This is a genomic window from Prauserella sediminis (assembly GCF_014195435.1).
Taxonomy (GTDB): Bacteria; Actinomycetota; Actinomycetes; order Mycobacteriales; family Pseudonocardiaceae; genus Prauserella; species Prauserella salsuginis.
The window spans coordinates 18,642-35,049 of the sequence record NZ_JACIBS010000010.1 but is presented as its reverse complement, the minus strand read 5'-3'; the positions used below and the strand labels follow the sequence as shown (position 1 = coordinate 35,049).

The following is a 16,408-nucleotide window of genomic DNA, read 5'->3' as shown; positions in this document are numbered from 1 at the left end:
TCACGTCACTGAGTCCTTTCCTGGGGATGCAGGGGCGAGTCTCGCCCATTCGGTCGCGGCCGGCACGGTGCGGGTCCCGGTCGACGGCGGTGCCGAATCGCGCCCGCTGCCGTACAATTCGCGACCCGGCGCAGACGTGACGTGCACGAGGAGGCCGCTGTGCGAGACGACGTGGAGCCGCAGCCGACGGTCTTCGGGACGCTGCTCGTCGACGGTGCGGCGACGCGGGGTGAGGCCGACACCGTGCTCGCCGCGCTGGAGCCGGTCGTGCCGTCGCGCTACACCCTCGAGGCCGGTCCGCGCCGGATTCGCAACCGAACCCACCTCGACACCGCCGACTGGCGACTGCGGCGCAAGGGCGTGCGGCTGACCCACGACCGCGCCTCCGGCCCCGGTTCACTGACCGCTACTCGTGGCGACGACACTGCGAGCACTCCGTTGTCCGGACCACCCGAGTGGCCCGCACTCGCCGGCGAATTGCCCGACGGCGACGTCCGCGAGCTCGTCGCCGGACCGATGTGGGTGCGTGCCGTCGCGCCCGTGTTGCGTGCCCGCACGGTGACCCGCGAGGTGCACGTGCGGGACGAGGAGGCAAGGGTGGTCGCCGGTCTCGTCTGGCGGGAGACGACCGTGCAGGAGCCGGTGCGTACGGAGCCGCTCATCCGTGTCGACGTGCTCACCACGGGCGTGGGCAAGCACGCGAAACGGATCAGGAAGGCCCTCTGCGCTTCTCGGTCGCAGGGCGGTGACGACGCGGGCAGGACGTTCCGCAAACAGTCCGGTGACCTCTACGAGGAGTTGCTGGCCGCGGCCGGTCTGCCGGATCGGCCCGAGCCCCCGGAACTGTCGCCCGACATGCCCGCCGACGTGGCCGTCGCGCTCGCGCTGCGGGCGCACGCCCGTGCGATCGCAGCCAACGTGGACGGCACGATCGCCGACGTCGACACGGAGTATCTGCACGATCTGCGCGTGGCCGTGCGGCGGACCCGGTCACTGCTGAAACTCGCAGGCGACGTACTGCCGGCGCGGCCGGTCGAGCGGCACTCGGCGGCGTTGACGTGGTTGGGCGAGGTGACCGGGCCGACGCGCGACCTCGACGTCTACCTGCTCGGATTCGACGACCTCGCCGGCAGGCTCACGGCAGGCGAGTCGGACGACCTCGCGCCGTTCCGCGACCATCTCCACCGCGAGCGCGACACTGCCCGGCGCGCACTCGTCCGCGCGCTGCGCACCCGCCGGTTCACCCGGCTGCTGGAGGAGTGGCCCGCGACCCTGACGGACGTCATCGGTGACGGCGACACCGGTGCGGCCGAGGACACAGGTGCGGCCGAGGGCACCGGGACGACCGAGGACACCGGGGCGGCGGGCGGCGACGCCGGCCGGGTTCCCGACGTCAGGACGTTCGTGCGGGACCGGCTGGCGCGCACGGCGAAGAAGGTGACCCGCAAGGCCGCGGCGATCACCCCGGAAACGCCTGCCGAGGACGTGCACAACCTGCGGAAGCGGTGCAAGGAGTTGCGGTACCTGCTGGAGTTCGCGCGGCCGCTGTGCCCGGCCGCCGAGCACGCGGCGGTGCTGAAACGGCTCAAGAAGCTCCAGGACATCCTCGGGGCGTTCCAGGACGGTGAGGTGCAGAGCGACGGGCTGCGCGAACACGCCGCGCGCATGCACGAAGCGGGGCGCGCGCCCACCGGAACGCTGCTGGCCATGGGCGAGCTGGCTGGCGCGTTCGCGGCCGATCAGCAGCAGGCTCGCCACGAGCTCACCGCCGCGCTGCGCCGATTCCTCGGTGAGGACATGCGCACCCGCATCACCGGGCTCGTCCGCTGATCGGCCCCGCGTGCGCGGGTGGGCCCCGCGCGGGTGGGACGAGGCCCGGAACCGGGCACTCCGCGCGGGATGGGAAGCGGCCTGCTCCCTCGGTAGGGTGACGGCGGCGGTTGATCAACGATGCGTCCGCGGGGACGACGAGGAGGAACGATGGCGCCGAACGACCAGGGCTCCGTACCGGAGGGCGTGGATCTGGAACGCCCGAATCCCGCGCGGATCTACGACTGGTTCCTCGGCGGGCACAACAACTGGGCGATCGACCGCGAGTTCGGCGCGAAGGCCGTCGAGACCTTCCCGATCGTGCGGACGATGGCCCGCGTCGGGCGGGAGTTCCTCGGCCGCGGTGTGCAGTACCTCGCCGATCAGGGCATCACCCAGTTCCTCGACCTCGGATCCGGTGTGCCGACGGTGGGCAACGTCCACGAGATCGCCGATTCGGTCAACGCCGACAGTCGCTGTGCCTATGTCGACAACGAGTCCGTGGCGGTGGCGCACTCGCGGGTGTTGCTCGAACAGGAGGGTGATCCGACCCGCCACGCCGTGATCCACGCCGACCTGCTCGACGTCGACGAGGTGTGGGAGGCGGCGCTCGACACCGGCGTGCTCGATCCCACGAAGCCGATCGGCCTGATCGCGGTCAACGTGCTGTACTTCTTCGGCCCGGACGACGATCCGCGCGGCGTCATCCGCGACTACCTCGACCGCCTCCGGCCCGGCTCGTACCTGCTGACCTCGCACCTGACCGACGACGGGGTACCGGACGAGGGCCAGAACGAACGGGAGGCGATCAGGGCGCAGTACGCCCGCTCGAGCTCGCCGCTGTTCCTCCGGTCCCGCGAGGAGTTCGCGCAGTTCTTCGACGGCCTCGAACTCGTCGAGCCCGGTATCACATGGACGCCGGAGTGGAAGCCGGAGCTGCGCGCATCACCCGCATCGGAAGAGTTCCGCGCGAACCCGGCCACCTCGAGCGGCATCGTCGGCCTCGGCCGCAAACCCTGACGAGCGGCGTCGTGCCGTCGGAAAATCGGTCGACACCGGGATGGGGTGCCGGTAGGACACCGGCATGATCGATCCTCGTCTTGCGGGGCGGAACGTCCTCGTGACCGGCGGGGCGGGCAACATCGGCGCGGCGATCAGCCGTGCTTTCGCGGCTCAGGAGGCTCGCGTCGCGATCCATTACCTGGAAGCCGAGTCTCCTGCGCCGGCCGAGACCTCATGGGCTCATGTCACGCCGCCGGCCGAGCAGGCGTGGCGGCTGGCCGACGAGCTCGACGGCGCGATCGCCGTCGAGGGGGACCTGTCGGCCGAGGCTGCGGCCCGGGCGCTGGTGCGGGAGGTGGTCGAGCGCCTCGGTTCGGTAGACGTTCTGGTCAACAACGCGGCGCACTGCGAGACGCCGGACACCGTGGACACGGTCACCCGCGGGTCGCTCGAGCGGCATTACCGCGTGAACGCGGTTGTTCCGGCACTCCTGACCGCCGAACTCGTCCGGGAGCAGCAGGGTGGCGATCCGCCGTGTGTGATCAACGTGTCGACCGATGCCGCGCGGGCGTTTCCCGGGCAGGTGGGCTACGGGACGTCGAAGGCCGCGCTCGAGGCGGTCACGCGAGCTACCGCGCTGGATCTCGCACCGTCCGGGGTTCGGGTGAACGCCGTCGCACCGGGCCCGGTGCAGACCGGTTGGCTCGACGGCGAACTCCTGGAACATGCCACCCGCGCCGTGCCCATGGGACGGGTCGGCGAGCCCGACGACATCGCGGACGCCGTCGTCTTCCTGGCCTCGCACCAGGCCCGCTGGATCACCGGCCAGGTTGTGCAGGTCGCCGGTGGCCACGCGCTCTGACCTCGCCCGCGCACGCGAGCGGGCCGCTCGGGGATCCGTCGCGAATCCCCGAGCGGCCCGACGAGACCGATCGGCTGCGGCTGCGCCGCGTGCTCAGTAACCCTGGTAGTCACCGCCACCGGCCATCGAGGCGAGGCCGGGGTGCTCGTCGAAGTTGCCGTAGCGGTCCAGCGTGTACCGGACACCGGCGATGATGTTGTCGACCGGGTTGTAGATGTCGTCGTGGCCCGCCAGCTTGTGGGCGTCGAACGTCGGGTCGATGGTCTGCATCAGGCCCTTCGACGGGATGCCCTTGGCCGCGTTGCTGTCCCACAGGTTGATGGCCCGCGGGTCTCCGCTCGACTCCTTCTCGATGATCGTGCGGATCTCGTCCCGCTTCTCGTGGGTGATCTCGACGTTGTTCTGCCGCAGGATGTCGATCGCACGGTTGATCCAGCGGTCGACCTGGTCGAACTGCGGCTTCGGCGCAGGCTTGGGCTTGGCCTTCGGGGCGGGCTGGTTCTGCGCCTGCTTGTCGGCCTGCTGCTTCTGCTGCGGCTGGGCCTGCTGCTGATCGGCCTGCTGCTCATCGGCCTGCTGCTTGCTGTCTTCGTCGGCCTGGCCCGCGGGCTGGGCCTGGCCACCGGAACCGCCGTTCTGCTCGGACTTCCCGGAATCGTTGGACTTCTGGGAATCGGAGGCCTTCTCGCCGAGCTGGGCGACGCCGAAGTGGCTGTGCGCACGGACCACGCCGGCGTTCTGCACCGCCGAATCAGCGGTGCGCTGGGTTGCGGCCGGGTTGACCTCCTCGTCGGCGAACGCGGCCTGGCCGACCACTCCGGCGAGGGCGGTGGCGAGGAGTCCGACTGCGGCGTAGCCGCGGACACTCTCCTTCAAGGAGGCGTTCAGCTTCGGGGAACTCGGGGTCAGGGCCTTTCGCGCGAAGATGTTCTTCGCGTTCCGGGGGATGTCGTTCCACTCCACGGGGTGGTTCTCCTTTTTTGTTTCGCGTGCCGACCGGTCGGGGTTCCGGATCGGCAGGGTCGCGACCGTGCTGGGGAACACGCGGGGTTGTCGCGAACACCTTCCGAGAGATTACGAAACAGCAACGGAAAAGTCACGGATCGGTGTCGTGGAACACAGATCGTTTTCCGGGAGAAGGTTTAGGCGCCCAGGAGTCGGCTTTCTTTGACTTGCGCCAGACAACTGCGCGAACGTATCAGAAACACGGGTCGATTGGCCAAGTCCGCCGGTCAAAACGCTGTGACCAGCGAAAATAATGGCACGTGTGAGTGACTGTGCCGGCGGCGACGGCCATGGTGACGGCATTGTGTGGGTGTCCGGTCACGGCTCGTCGATATCGCTCGGACGTGTCACTGTGCTCGGCGTGTCACGTCGAATACACTGCGTGATAACCGGATACGGAACGTGAATGCCACTCGTGATTCATTCGCGAAAATGTATTGGTAGAGACATTTCACGAAACCGAAAAATGATCACAGAGATCGGCCGGACACCTGCCGGCGACGATCGGTAACCGTATCCGTGGTGCGTACCGGCAGCCGGGCCCGTGGGACTGCGCTGCGGCACGAGGTCGCGGCGAGGGCCGGTCGCGGCGGTACGAGGTCGCCGCGGGGACGGGCGGTGTGGCGAGAGAAGACACTGCGGTGCACGACGACACCGCGGTGCACGACGACACCGCGGTGCAGGAAGGCACTGTGGTGAACGACGCCGCCGTCGGTGAACGACGCCGCCGTGAAGGCGCCGCCGCGTCGGTAGAAACTGCCGCGACGACGGCACCACCGCGGTGAGACGTTGCGGCCGACGGCCGCGGTGGGGCGGTACAGTTCGGCCGCGTACGCCCGTGGATCGGACGGGTCGCCGGTGAGGACGAGCACACCAGGAGGTTGGAGAGTTGCCACGCATCGCCACCGCCGAACGGGTCGGCAGGGACACGCTCCTGGAGTTCGTGCGGCCGCGCCACCGCACGGTGCTGATGACGACGCGAACCGACGGCAGGCCACAGCTGTCGCCGGTCACCTGTGGTGTGGACGAGAGCGGCCGGGTCGTCATCTCCACGTACCCGAGCCGAGCGAAGGCCCGCAACGCGCGGCGGAACCCGACCGTGTCGTTGTGCGTGCTCTCCGAGGAGTGGAACGACGCCTGGGTACAGCTCGACGGCACTGCCGAGGTGCTCGACATGCCCGATGCGCTCGACGGTCTCGTCGAGTACTTCCGCTGCATCTCCGGGGAACACCCCGACTGGGACGAGTACCGCGAGGCGATGCAGCGGCAGGGCAAGTCCCTGTTGCGGATCACGATCGATGACTGGGGTCCGATCGCGACCGGCGGATTCCCTCCCGAGCTGGCAGGCGACTGAGCCCGCCCGGCCGCTCGCCCGTCCAGGGCCGCCCCGCCGTGGCCCCGCCGCGACCTGCGCGAGGGGACCACGGCGGGGGCGGCCCGGTTCCGCAGGGGCGGGTGGCGTCCGGCTGCGGCGTTCTCCGCGCCGTCCCGTGTTCCCGCATGCCGTTAGGCCGGGATGGCGCGCCGGCCCCGCTCCCGTAATCGTGCCGTGCGGCCCGCTTACAGGTACACCGCGTCGTGGAAGCTGATCTCGGCGTCGAGCATGCCGGTGAACCACGCGGCGAGACGATCGTCGGGTACGTCGGCGGGCAGTTCGTCGACGGCTGCGCCGAGCGCGTCGACGCCGGAGACGAACGGGTCGCGGGTGTGCAGGGCGACCCAGTCGGCGATCGGACCCGCGGGGGGCGTCCCGTCGCGGTGGGCACGGGTGCACCAGGTCAGATACAGCGTCTCCGCGGCGAACAGAACCGTGGTGACGGCCGGGTAGCCGCCGTCCTCGGCGGCCGCGACGGCGTAGTCCGACAGCACCGACGCGGCGCGCCGTGCCGCGTCGGACACCTCGGCCGCGAGGGGCCACGCCGCGCGCGCGGCCGCGAAGTACTCGGTCTGCTCGGTCGTCAGTCCGTGCAGGGCGCCGGCGTTGCGGGTGACGGCCCGCCAGTGCGGTGCCTGCCACACCGCGAGCCCGTGCAGTCGTGCCGCGGTGTCGACGAATCCGGCCTCGAACTCCAGATACCGTGCGTACTCCGGCTCGCCGATCGTGCCGTCGTGGACGTCTCGGACGAACCGCATGCCGGCCGCCCGCTCGAGTGCGGGTTCGCAGGTATGCAGGAGGTGACGCGACCGGCTCACGCCGCGAGCCAGTCGATCAGGCCGCCGAACACGGCCGCGTAGCCGGGCCATTGTTCGCAGAACTCGGGTGGGGCCCAGTGCGGCGAGCAGTCGGAGGTGAACACGGCGGTGCGGCCCTCGCCGTAGCCGCCGACAGCGACGAGCGGGTCGTCGCCGATCGTCGCGAGGATCTCGGTGGCAGGCCGTGGGCGCACCCGGTTGTAGCCGAGCAGGCGCGGCCACTCGCCACTCACGTCGCCGAGGGCCGGATGCTCGGCGACGACCTGCCCGTGGGCGCCCGCCGGCAGCTCCACCCGGTCGTCCTCGGGCAGCAGGTCCACCGGCAGCACCTCGTGCAGGACCGTGTTGCGGTAGGCGGCCTTCGCCTCGAACCCGGTGAACGACAGGTAGCCGCCCACCATCAGCAGGCCGCCGCCCGCGTCGACCCAGTCGCGCAGTGCGGCGAGACGGTCGCCGCCGGGGCGTGCCCCTTCGAAGACCGCCGGTGCGAGCTGCACCGAGTTCGCGCCGATGTCGGACAGCACGACGACGTCGTAGGCCTCCAGCGCCGCCTGGTCGTCGGGGAAGTCCGACGGCACGAGGTGCGCGGGCAGGTGCACGACGTCGTGCCCCCGTGCGGTCAGTGCCGTCCGCAGCGGAGCGACGCCTTCCACGTACGAACTCGTGACGAACGAGTCCACTCCCTTGATGTGGGTGGACTGCGTGATCCAGCTTTCACCGGCGATCAGTACTCGTGCCACGGAGATTTTCCCTTTCTGGTTGCTGGTTGACGCACCGTCTCGGGGTCGGGGTGCGGGTCGATGGGACAGCGGGTCGATGGGACAGCGGTTTCGGTGGAGAAGCGCGCCGGTGGGCCCCTCAGCCGCCCGCGGCGGCCTCGAACAGCCGCGGCGGGTTGGCGCGCAGCAGCGCCGACGTCACGTCGGCGGGCACGCCGAGCTCGTGCAGGCGCGCGGTGAACAGTGTCGGGACGTACCGGAAACCGTTGCCGCCGTGCACGGTGAGCATGCTCTTGAGGAACACGTCGTGGCTGAGCAGCAGCCGGTCGCCGAATCCGTCGGTGATCAGTCCGGCGACCGCCCGTGCCGTGTCGGCGGGCGCGGGCGACTGGCCTTCACCGGGGTAGCGGAACGGCATGCCGATCATGTCGAACTCCAGCCACACGCCGCGCCGTGCGACCGACCGCTGGTAGTCGACGTCGTGGCCGGACGGGTCCATGTGGCACAACACGACGGCCCCGGGTGCCGCGCCGACCTCGTCGAGGACGATGTCGAGCACCTCGTGGGCCCGGCGCTGCCATCCCGGCAGGTGCACGTACAGCGGGACGCCGGCCTCGCGTTGCGCGACGGCGGCTGCGCGCAGCGCGAGACGTTCGGCGTCGGTGAAGGCGGGGGAGACGCCGATCTCGCCGATGACCCCGGGGGAGATGCCCGTGCCACCGGCCCCGCTCCGGAACTCGTCGAGCAGCGCTGCCGCCAGTCCAGATTCGTCCGTTGTGGACAGTCCGGGAGGATGGAAGTTCTCCAGGTACCAACCCGATCCCATGATGATCCGCACTCCGGTGCGTTCGGACAGTTCCTTGAGTACCAGCGGATCCCTGCCCAGGCCCGGTGGCGTGACGTCGACGACCGTGCCGCCGCCCGCCGCGGCGAACGCGGCCAGGTCGTCGGCCACCGGTCCCGGATCGTCCAGCGTGCAGTGGTCCAGGCACGCGTAGGGCTCCTCGCGCAGCAACCATGCGATCCGAGAATCGGTCTCGGCGTCACGCAACCACGCCAGCCCGGGGTCGGCGGGAGGGCCGACGGCGGCCCGCACGTCGTTGTGCAGATGCTCGTGCGTGAGGGTCAGCCCGAGCTGGGCGGCGGGCACCGGGCCGGTGACCGTGGTGACGGCGGTCATGTGCGCCGCGCCGTCAGGTGGGAGAACAGCTGGGCCAGCGACCGCCCGCGCAGGTTGATCCAGATCGCTGCGATCAGCACCAGACCCGTCACGATCGGCGTGAGGAACGGGCTCACACCCATCAACGTCAGGCCGTTGGCGATCATGCCGGTGATCAGTGCGCCGATCACGGTGCCGACGATCGTGCCGCGACCGCCGAACAGGTTCGTGCCGCCCAGCACCACCGCCGCGATCACCGTGAGCTCGAAGCCCTCCGCCGCGTTCGCGGATCCGGAACCGAGCCGCGCCGCCGTGAGAATGCCCGCCGCTCCCGCCGCGAGTCCCGTCAGCATCAGTGTGATCATCTTGATGCGGCGGGTGTTCACACCCGCACGGCGCACCGACTCCTCCTGCGCGCCGATGCCGTTGACGTAGCGGCCGAAGCGCATGCGCGACAACAGGATCCCGCCGACCACGGCGGTGGCCAGCGCGATCCACGCCAGCGCCGAGAACCCGAGGAACTCGGCCTCGCCGATTTTCGCGACGAACAGCCGCCGGTCGATGGGGACCGAGAATCCCTCCGTCCACAGCAGAGCGAATCCGCGGATGATCGACATCGCGGCGAGGGTGACGATGAACGGCGGGATGTTCTGGTACGCCGACAGCCAGCCGTTGACCGAACCCCAGAACAGGCCGGCCAGCAGACCCACCACGATGACGAGCGACGAATCGAGACCCAGCTGCAGCAGCTCGGCGGTCATCGCCGCGACGAACGCGACCGTGGAGCCGACCGACAGGTCGATCTGCCCCGTCGTGATCACGAATGTCATCGCGATCGCCACGATCAGCGTGATCGCCACCTGCGTCGCCAGGTTCGACATGTTGTCGAACGTCAGGAAGTTCGGCGACGCCAGGCCGAACCCGATGAACAGCGCCACCGTGACGCCGAGCATCGCGACGGTCGCCTTGTTCACCCGTTCCCACCACGACGGCTCCGCCGCCAGGTCCCGCTGCGGCGGGGACTCGACCTGCGTCGTCATGCGGCCTCCTCGGTCGTCGTGTTCGAGCGGGTGATCATTCCGACGAGCGTCTCGATGTCGAGGTCGGCGATCGCGGCGTCCTCCACGCTCCGCCCCTCGTACATCACCGTGATGCGGTCGCACACCTCGAACAGGTCCTGCAGCCGGTGGGTGATGAGGATGACGCCGACACCGCGGGCGGCGACCTCGCGGATCATGCGCAGCACCTGCCGCACCTCGGCGACCGCCAGGGCGGCCGTTGGCTCGTCGAGGATCAGCACCTTCGGCTGGAACGACACGGCGCGCGCGATCGCGACCGCCTGCCGTTGCCCGCCGGACAGCTCGCCGATCTCCTGGTGCGTCGAGCGCACCCGCACGTGCAGTGTGGACAGCATCTCGGCGGCCTGCCGGTGCATCTCGCCGCGGTCGACGAACGGCCCCCGGCGCGGTTCCCTGCCGAGGAACAGGTTGCTGGCGACGTCGAGCGTGTCGCACAGGGCCAGGTCCTGATAGACGATGCCGATGTGCTCGCTGCGGGCGTCGGCAGGGCTGTGGAACCGCACCTGCCTGCCGCCCACGGTGATCGAGCCCGCGTCGTGCCGGATCGCCCCGGCCAGCACCTTCATCAGGGTGGACTTCCCCGCGCCGTTGTCGCCGACGAGGCCGAGCACCTCGCCTGCGCCCAGCCGGAGATCGACCCCGCGCAGTGACTGCACCGCGCCGAACGACTTCGTGATGCCCTCGAGCGTGACGAGCGTGTCGCCGGTCCGGGCATCGGTGCTCTCGTGACTCATCATCCCCGCTCCAGGTAGTAGAGGTACTCGGACACGTTCTCCGGGGTGACGATCTGGGTCGGCACCGGAACGTCCGCGGGCACGTCGCGTCCGCAGACCAGGTCGATCGCCGCGTTCATCGACTGATAGCCGAACTCGAACGTGTTCTGCTGCACGACGCCCTTGATCCAGCCTGCGCGCAGCCCGTCGACCGCCTGTGCCGACAGGTCCCAGCCGACGACCTCGATGTCGTCGCTGCGCTGTTGGCTCGCGACCGCCGCGGCGAGGCCGATGAGTGCCGGTTCGCCGGTCGCGTAGGCGTACGGCAGATCGGGGTTGCCGGTGAGCAGGTTCTCGGTCACCGTCTGGGCCTGCTCCTGGATGTTGCGCCCGTCCACGACGTGCCGGATCGCCATGCCGCCCTCGGTCACACGGTCGGTGAAACCCTTCTGCCGTTGGAGCTGCACGGTGCTGTTGAGCGCACCCACGATCCCGACGTCGCCGTCGCCGCCGCTGAGTTTCAGCAGCTGCTCGCCGAGTTGCCGGCCGCCTTCGACGTTCGCCGTGCCCACCTGCGTCGAGACCGCCTCGTCGTCGACGACGGCGTCGACGGCGACCACCGGCACCCCGGCGGCGTCGGCCCGGCGGATCGCGGGCCTGATGCCGTCGGTGTCGACCGCGTCGACGATGATCGCGTCGAAGTTGTTGGCCACGAGGTCGTCGATCGCGTTCGCCTGCTTCTGCGAATCGTCGTCCCCGTTGACGACCTGCACGTCGACCCCAGCCTGCTGGGCGACGTCCTCGGCGCCGGTGATGATCTGGTTGAAGAACAGCGCCTGCAGGTTGATCGGCACGACGCCGATCTTCGGCCGGCCCCCGTCGACCTCGCAGGATTCGGCCACCTCGGACGGCGGGGGCGGGCCCTGCTGCTGCGCGCGCGCCTCTGCCGCCATTTCGCGCCTCGCCGCGGTGTCGCAGGCCGTGGCGACGAGCAGTACCCCCAGTGCGGCGAGCGCGATCAGCTTGCGTCGCATGGTGTTCGCTCCTTTCCGGGTGAACCGGTGTCCGGGCCGGATCCGCCGGCTTCGAGACGGGACAGCACCGCGGCGCGGTACGGAAGTCCGGCGCGCGCACCCGCGCGCGTGCAGGACAGGCCCGCGGCCACGGCCGCGAACCTGGCGGCGCTCGCGGGCGAGGCGCCGTGTGCGAGTTCGGTGCAGTAGGCGCCGACGAAGCAGTCGCCAGCGCCCGTCGAGTCCACAACGGACACGTCGATCGGCGGTATCTGCTGCGGCGGTCCTTCCGGCGGGACGAGTAGCGCCCCGCGGCCGCCGTCGGTGACGACCACGTGGACGTCGTGGCGCTGGGCCAGCTGCGCCCAGGCGTCGTCGTCGCCGAGCAGCGCGGTCGCCTGGGTGCGCCCGAGCACGACGTGCTCGGCGGCGCCGAGCGCGGCGATTGCCGCGGACCGGGTCTCGCAGCCGTCGAGATCGACCACCACCCGCGCCCTGTCCGGCAGGACCGATGTGGCCCCGTCCGGCAGGACCGACGCGGCGCTGTCCGGCAGGACCGACGCGGCGTCGGGAAAGCGGTAGCCGTCCAGGTAGAGCCAGCCGCCGGCCGCTTGCCTGGCCGCCTCGGCGATGTCGGTGCCGTCGAGGTCGTCGTCCTGGCTGATGATCGACCGTTCCCCGTCCGGGGTGAGCAGTACGAGCGCGGTCGTCAGCTGCGCGTTCCGGCGCGTCGGGCTCACGTCGACGCCGTCGGCGGCGAGGGTGTCGAGGAAGGCCGTCGACAGGGCGTCGGCACCGACCGCACCGGCGAACCGGGCGTCGGCGCCGAGGCGGGCGGCGGCGGCCGCGGCGTTGGCCGCCATGCCGCCGTCGCCCCGCTCGACCGCCACGGCCTGGATCCGCTGCCCTGCGGCGGGCAGGGCCGGCACCGCTGCCGTGACGTCGCTGTTGGCGTACCCGCAGAACACGATCACGGCAGAACCGCGCCCGCCCGCTCGGCTGCCGTGGTCAGTTCGCGGACCTTGGCCGGATCGACCCGGCCCCACCAGCGGCCGTTGTCTTTCACCGACGAGGCCACGATGACGCCGTCGCAGGCGGGCAGCAGCTCGCCGATGTTGCCCGCGGTGATTCCGGAGCCGATGACGACGGGCAGGCTCGTGTGCTCCTTGATGCCGGCCACCTCGTCGACGGCCGCGGCGTCCCCGGTGCGGGAACCGGTGGCGATGAGCACGTCGGCGTCGAAGAACTCGGCGTCCTCGGTCTGCTCGGCCAGTGTCCGGTCGGCGACGATCGCATGGGCGCCGTGCTTGACGTGGACGTCGGCGAACACCTTGACCGGGCCCGCGCCGATGCGGCTGCGGTAGCGCGTGGCGTCGGCAGCCTGGCCTTCGATGATGCCCTCGTTGGCGACGTAGGCGTTGGCCCACTGGTTGACCCGCACGAACCCGCCGCCGCCGGACCAGGCGGAGGCGATCGCGCACTCGGCGGCGTTGGACAGCACGCTCACGCCGACGCCGCCGTCTGTCGCGTCGCGCACCGCGGCGGTGACGACGGCCATCGCGGCCGACGTTTCGTAGCCGTGTCTTCCGGGCTTCGGGAACGGGATGTCCCAGTGGTTCTCCACGATGACGCCGTGGCATCCGCCGTCGAGGTAGGCGCGGGCCTCTTCCACGGCGAACGTGCGGATGTCGGCCATCGGGGTTCCGGTGTAGTGCGGACTGCCGGGCAGGGCGGGCAGGTGCACGACGCCGATCACGACCTTGTCGGTGCCGAACAGCTCACGCAGGGCGTGCGGTTTGGGAGGGAAGACTCCGAGAGTGCTCATCTGTGCTCTCTGTGCTCGGTGGGCGGGGATGCTCGGGGAAGTGGGTTCGGCGACCACGGCTTCGACACGGCCGCCGACGGGTGTGCACCGCGGGAACGGTGACTCGGGTGTGCAACTGACTTCGGTCTGCAACTGACTCCGGTGGGCAAGTCGTGTAATCGATTGCCAGCGAATTGCGGAGTACGTTAGAGAGGCTTTCAGTGGAAGGTCAATGGTCTAGCCTGGACTCGTGCCAGGGGAACCGATTAAGTTCCGGTTTCACCCACGACGGAGAGGTAAACGATTGCACCGGGTCACCATCGCGGACGTTGCCCGCCGCGCCGGAGTCTCGACGGCCACGGTCTCCCGTGCGCTGTCGGGCGGGCGCAAGGTCTCGTCGGACGTCGCCGAACGGGTCCGGGCGGCCGCCACGGAGCTCGGCTACGAGGTGAACCCGATCGCGCGGGCGCTGCGGGTGAGCCGCACCGACACCGTCGGCATGGTGGTGCCGAGCATCCGGAATCCCTTCTTCACCGCGCTGGTGGAGAGCGTCGAGCATGCGCTCGGGGCCGACGGCAAGGAACTACTGCTCTGCGACGCCCAGTCCGACCCCGACACCGAGGCCAAGCGCCTGGACGCCCTCGTGACCCGCAACGTCGACGGCATCATCGTCAGCCCGTGCCACGGCACCGACAGCACCGCCGCGGTGCAGCGGACCGCCGAACGCCTGCCACTCGTGCAGCTCGACCGCTTCGTCGGCGGGACCAGCACCGACTGGGTCGGGGTGGACGACATGGCGGCGATGCGTGCCGTCCTGGACCACGTCCGGGCCGGCGGCGCGCGCTCGGCCGCCTACCTCGGTGCGCGGCTGACGAACTCGTCGAGCGAGTTGCGCCACGCCGGGTTCGGCCGGCACGCCGAAGAGTTCGACCTCGCCACGGATCCACAGTGGACCTTGCTCGGCGACTACAGCGTGGAGTGGGGCGAACGGGCGGTGGGCCTGCTGCACGACGCCGGGCAGCTGCCGGACGCGCTGGTGTGCGCCGACGACCTGATCGCGCTCGGTGCCGTGCGTGCCTGTCGCACCAGGGGAATCGCCGTCCCCGATCAGGTCCAGGTCACCGGGTTCGACAACATCGAGTTCACCCGCCTGGCCGAGCCGCCGCTGACCACTGTGGACCAGCCGACCCGGCGCATCGCCGACGAGGCGGTACGGCTGCTGGCCGACGCAGCCGGCGGCGGGTCCGCCACGCGCGACGCCGCACACGTCGCCCTGGTGCCGAAGCTCGTCGTGCGGGACAGCACGCGCGCAGGCTGATCGCGCCCGTGTGACGGCCGAACCACCGGCGAACCACCGGGAAACCACCACGCCCCGGCAGCATCGCGCGCAGCGCGGCAACCCACGGGTCCGCCGCGCCAGGCGGAGCCGACGAGGCACAGGGGATGGCATGGCTGGTTTCGGGGCGGTGCCCGACGAACTGCGGCTGACCGCGGGCCGGATCGCCGAGACGGTGGAGCGGGCGGCGGACGTCGCCTGGCACGGACCCGGTGGCGACTACGGGCACAGCGACATCCAGTCGGCGTGGGCCGGCTTCATGGCGGACGTCGAACAGCAGCTGCGCTCGCTCCGGGAGCGGGCCGACGAGCACGGCAGCGGATTGCGCGATGCCGCCGACCGGTACCTGGAGCAGGAACAGGAAGGCCTGAGCTTCTTCTCCGGGTTGCAGGAAGCCGTGGCACAGGCTCCGCAGGCACCCGCGTCCGGCGGGCAGCCGGGCCGGATCGCGAGTGTGCTGGACGGGGGACGGTAGATGGTCGCTCAGCTCGGGCAGACGACGGATCCGAAGCAGCTCGTTCCGGGGCACCCGGAGCAGATCGCCGAGGATCTGCGGCAGATCGTCGGCAACCTCGGCACCGTCGGCGAGGTCGGCGGCCTGCTGGGGCAGATCGATCCGCAGCACTGGATCGGCGAGGCGAGCACCATGTTCCGCGACGCGTTCGGCGCCGAACCGCCGAAGTGGACGGAACTGGTCGACACGGTTGCCAGGGGAGGGCAGACGCTCGCGGACTTCGCAGACGTGCTGGCCTGGGGGCAGGGCGAGGCGCAGCGCGCGATCGAGCTGCACACCCAGGCCCAGGCGGCCGGGCGCGCCGCGACGGCGCAGCACCAGATGCACGCTGCGGCGGGCGCGCCGGCGCCGCAGGCCGACCCGGGCGGCGGGCTGTTGGCCGAGGCGCAGGCCGTGCTCGACCACGCGCGGCAACGCGTCGACGCGGCCGGCACGCAGCTGGCCTCGACGCTCGGGCTGCAGCCCGACGGGCAGGGCGGCTACAGCCGGGAGCATGAACGGGTCCGGGAACGTCGGATCGATCGGCCGTGGGGCGGTCAGCAGGGACTGAAAGAGGATCCCGTCGCGCGGCTGGTCGACACGCTCGGCATCCAGCTGCCCAGTGCGAGCGCGCAGGCAGCAGCGGGCGTGAGTGTCGCCGAGGGCGAGATCGGCGGCGAATTCGACACGAGCGTGGTCGGGGGTCAGGGCATGCTCGGCGGTTCCCTGCTCGGAGCATCCGCCGATGCCGAGGCGACGGCCGACGCCACCGGTGCGTCGCTGGGCGCCGGGGCCGAGGCACATGCCGCCCGGGGCAGTGCCGAAGGCGGCCTCGACGCCGGTCCACTCGGCGTCAACGGCCACGCCAACGCGGCGGTCGAGGCGGCGGCCAACGCCAACGCCGACGTCGGCCTGACCGGTATCGACATCGGTGCCGACGCGTTCGCCGGCGGACGGGCGGACGTCGGCGCCGCCGTCGAGGTCGCCGGTGTCGAAGCCGGTGTCAACGCCGAGGGCTGGGCCGGCGCGGGCGCCGAGGCCGGTGCCGCGTTCGGCATGGGTGAGGACGGCAAGTTCCACGTCGGCGGCGACCTCGGGATCGGGCTCGGACTGGGCGGCAGGCTCGGCGGCGGGATCGCCATCGACCCCGCCCAGGTCACCGAATCCGTCACCGGAGCGGCCGACACCGTCGGCTCGATGGTGCGCGACCTGGGCTGGTGA

Annotated in this window: 15 protein-coding genes and 1 pseudogene; 7 read left to right on the top strand and 9 right to left on the bottom strand. The window is 70.9% G+C overall.

All coding sequences use genetic code 11. The features are described from left to right. Positions 1–159 precede the first annotated feature (159 nt). The 3 genes from FB384_RS27405 (at position 160) to FB384_RS24570 (ending at position 3,673) form a co-directional block, all read left to right on the top strand. On the top strand, positions 160–1,830 hold the full coding sequence (locus FB384_RS27405) for a CHAD domain-containing protein (RefSeq protein WP_183787227.1): 1,671 nt from the start codon (positions 160–162) through the stop codon (positions 1,828–1,830). 150 nt (positions 1,831–1,980) lie between these two features. Further along, the gene (locus FB384_RS24575; protein WP_183787226.1) at positions 1,981–2,829 is read left to right on the top strand and encodes an SAM-dependent methyltransferase; all 849 of its coding nucleotides are present in this window, start codon (positions 1,981–1,983) and stop codon (positions 2,827–2,829) included. A 64-nt stretch (positions 2,830–2,893) separates the two neighbouring features. Further along, positions 2,894–3,673, top strand: coding sequence for an SDR family NAD(P)-dependent oxidoreductase (locus tag FB384_RS24570; RefSeq protein WP_183787225.1), 780 nt, complete (start codon positions 2,894–2,896; stop codon positions 3,671–3,673). A 93-nt stretch (positions 3,674–3,766) separates the two neighbouring features. On the opposite strand, the pseudogene FB384_RS27625 reads toward FB384_RS24570, so the two are convergent. Further along, positions 3,767–4,144 (bottom strand): annotated as a pseudogene (locus tag FB384_RS27625) (transglycosylase SLT domain-containing protein); the annotation flags it as partial. 1,423 nt (positions 4,145–5,567) lie between these two features. Between FB384_RS27625 and FB384_RS24560 the strand changes: the two are divergent. After that, positions 5,568–6,032 (top strand): PPOX class F420-dependent oxidoreductase, encoded by a 465-nt coding sequence (locus FB384_RS24560; RefSeq protein WP_183787223.1) that lies wholly within the window; start codon positions 5,568–5,570, stop codon positions 6,030–6,032. A 206-nt stretch (positions 6,033–6,238) separates the two neighbouring features. Here FB384_RS24560 and FB384_RS24555 read toward each other — a convergent pair whose 3' ends face one another. From FB384_RS24555 to FB384_RS24520, 8 genes are all read right to left on the bottom strand, one after another. Beyond that, entirely contained in the window at positions 6,239–6,811 is a 573-nt protein-coding gene (locus FB384_RS24555) for a TenA family protein (RefSeq protein WP_183787222.1), read from the bottom strand. Between the two features lie 56 nt (positions 6,812–6,867). Continuing rightward, positions 6,868–7,611, bottom strand: a complete 744-nt coding sequence (locus FB384_RS24550; protein ID WP_183787221.1) for a glutamine amidotransferase — start codon at positions 7,609–7,611, stop codon at positions 6,868–6,870. 118 nt (positions 7,612–7,729) lie between these two features. Beyond that, positions 7,730–8,770 (bottom strand): phosphotriesterase family protein, encoded by a 1,041-nt coding sequence (locus FB384_RS24545; protein WP_183787220.1) that lies wholly within the window; start codon positions 8,768–8,770, stop codon positions 7,730–7,732. Further along, on the bottom strand, positions 8,767–9,789 hold the full coding sequence (locus FB384_RS24540) for an ABC transporter permease (protein WP_183787219.1): 1,023 nt from the start codon (positions 9,787–9,789) through the stop codon (positions 8,767–8,769). The genes FB384_RS24545 and FB384_RS24540 overlap by 4 nt, the downstream gene beginning before the upstream one ends. Continuing rightward, a complete protein-coding gene (locus FB384_RS24535; RefSeq protein ID WP_183787218.1) occupies positions 9,786–10,562 on the bottom strand; it encodes an ATP-binding cassette domain-containing protein in 777 nt (258 codons plus the stop codon). Before FB384_RS24535 ends, FB384_RS24540 begins: the two co-directional genes overlap by 4 nt. Then, positions 10,562–11,575, bottom strand: coding sequence for a substrate-binding domain-containing protein (locus FB384_RS24530; RefSeq protein WP_183787217.1), 1,014 nt, complete (start codon positions 11,573–11,575; stop codon positions 10,562–10,564). Before FB384_RS24530 ends, FB384_RS24535 begins: the two co-directional genes overlap by 1 nt. After that, on the bottom strand, positions 11,560–12,528 hold the full coding sequence (locus tag FB384_RS24525; RefSeq protein ID WP_183787216.1) for a carbohydrate kinase family protein: 969 nt from the start codon (positions 12,526–12,528) through the stop codon (positions 11,560–11,562). The genes FB384_RS24530 and FB384_RS24525 overlap by 16 nt, the downstream gene beginning before the upstream one ends. After that, positions 12,525–13,379, bottom strand: coding sequence for a BtpA/SgcQ family protein (locus tag FB384_RS24520; RefSeq protein ID WP_183787215.1), 855 nt, complete (start codon positions 13,377–13,379; stop codon positions 12,525–12,527). The genes FB384_RS24525 and FB384_RS24520 overlap by 4 nt, the downstream gene beginning before the upstream one ends. Positions 13,380–13,662: 283 nt before the next feature. On the opposite strand from FB384_RS24520, the gene FB384_RS24515 reads away from it, so the two are divergent. The 3 genes from FB384_RS24515 to FB384_RS24505 all read left to right on the top strand — a co-directional run bounded on the left by FB384_RS24515 (position 13,663) and on the right by FB384_RS24505 (position 16,408). Then, positions 13,663–14,676, top strand: a complete 1,014-nt coding sequence (locus FB384_RS24515) for a LacI family DNA-binding transcriptional regulator (protein WP_183787214.1) — start codon at positions 13,663–13,665, stop codon at positions 14,674–14,676. Between the two features lie 130 nt (positions 14,677–14,806). Further along, on the top strand, positions 14,807–15,169 hold the full coding sequence (locus tag FB384_RS24510; protein ID WP_183787213.1) for a hypothetical protein: 363 nt from the start codon (positions 14,807–14,809) through the stop codon (positions 15,167–15,169). Then, positions 15,170–16,408: a putative T7SS-secreted protein gene (locus FB384_RS24505; protein ID WP_183787212.1), complete on the top strand. Its 1,239-nt coding sequence runs from the start codon at positions 15,170–15,172 to the stop codon at positions 16,406–16,408. It begins immediately after the preceding gene.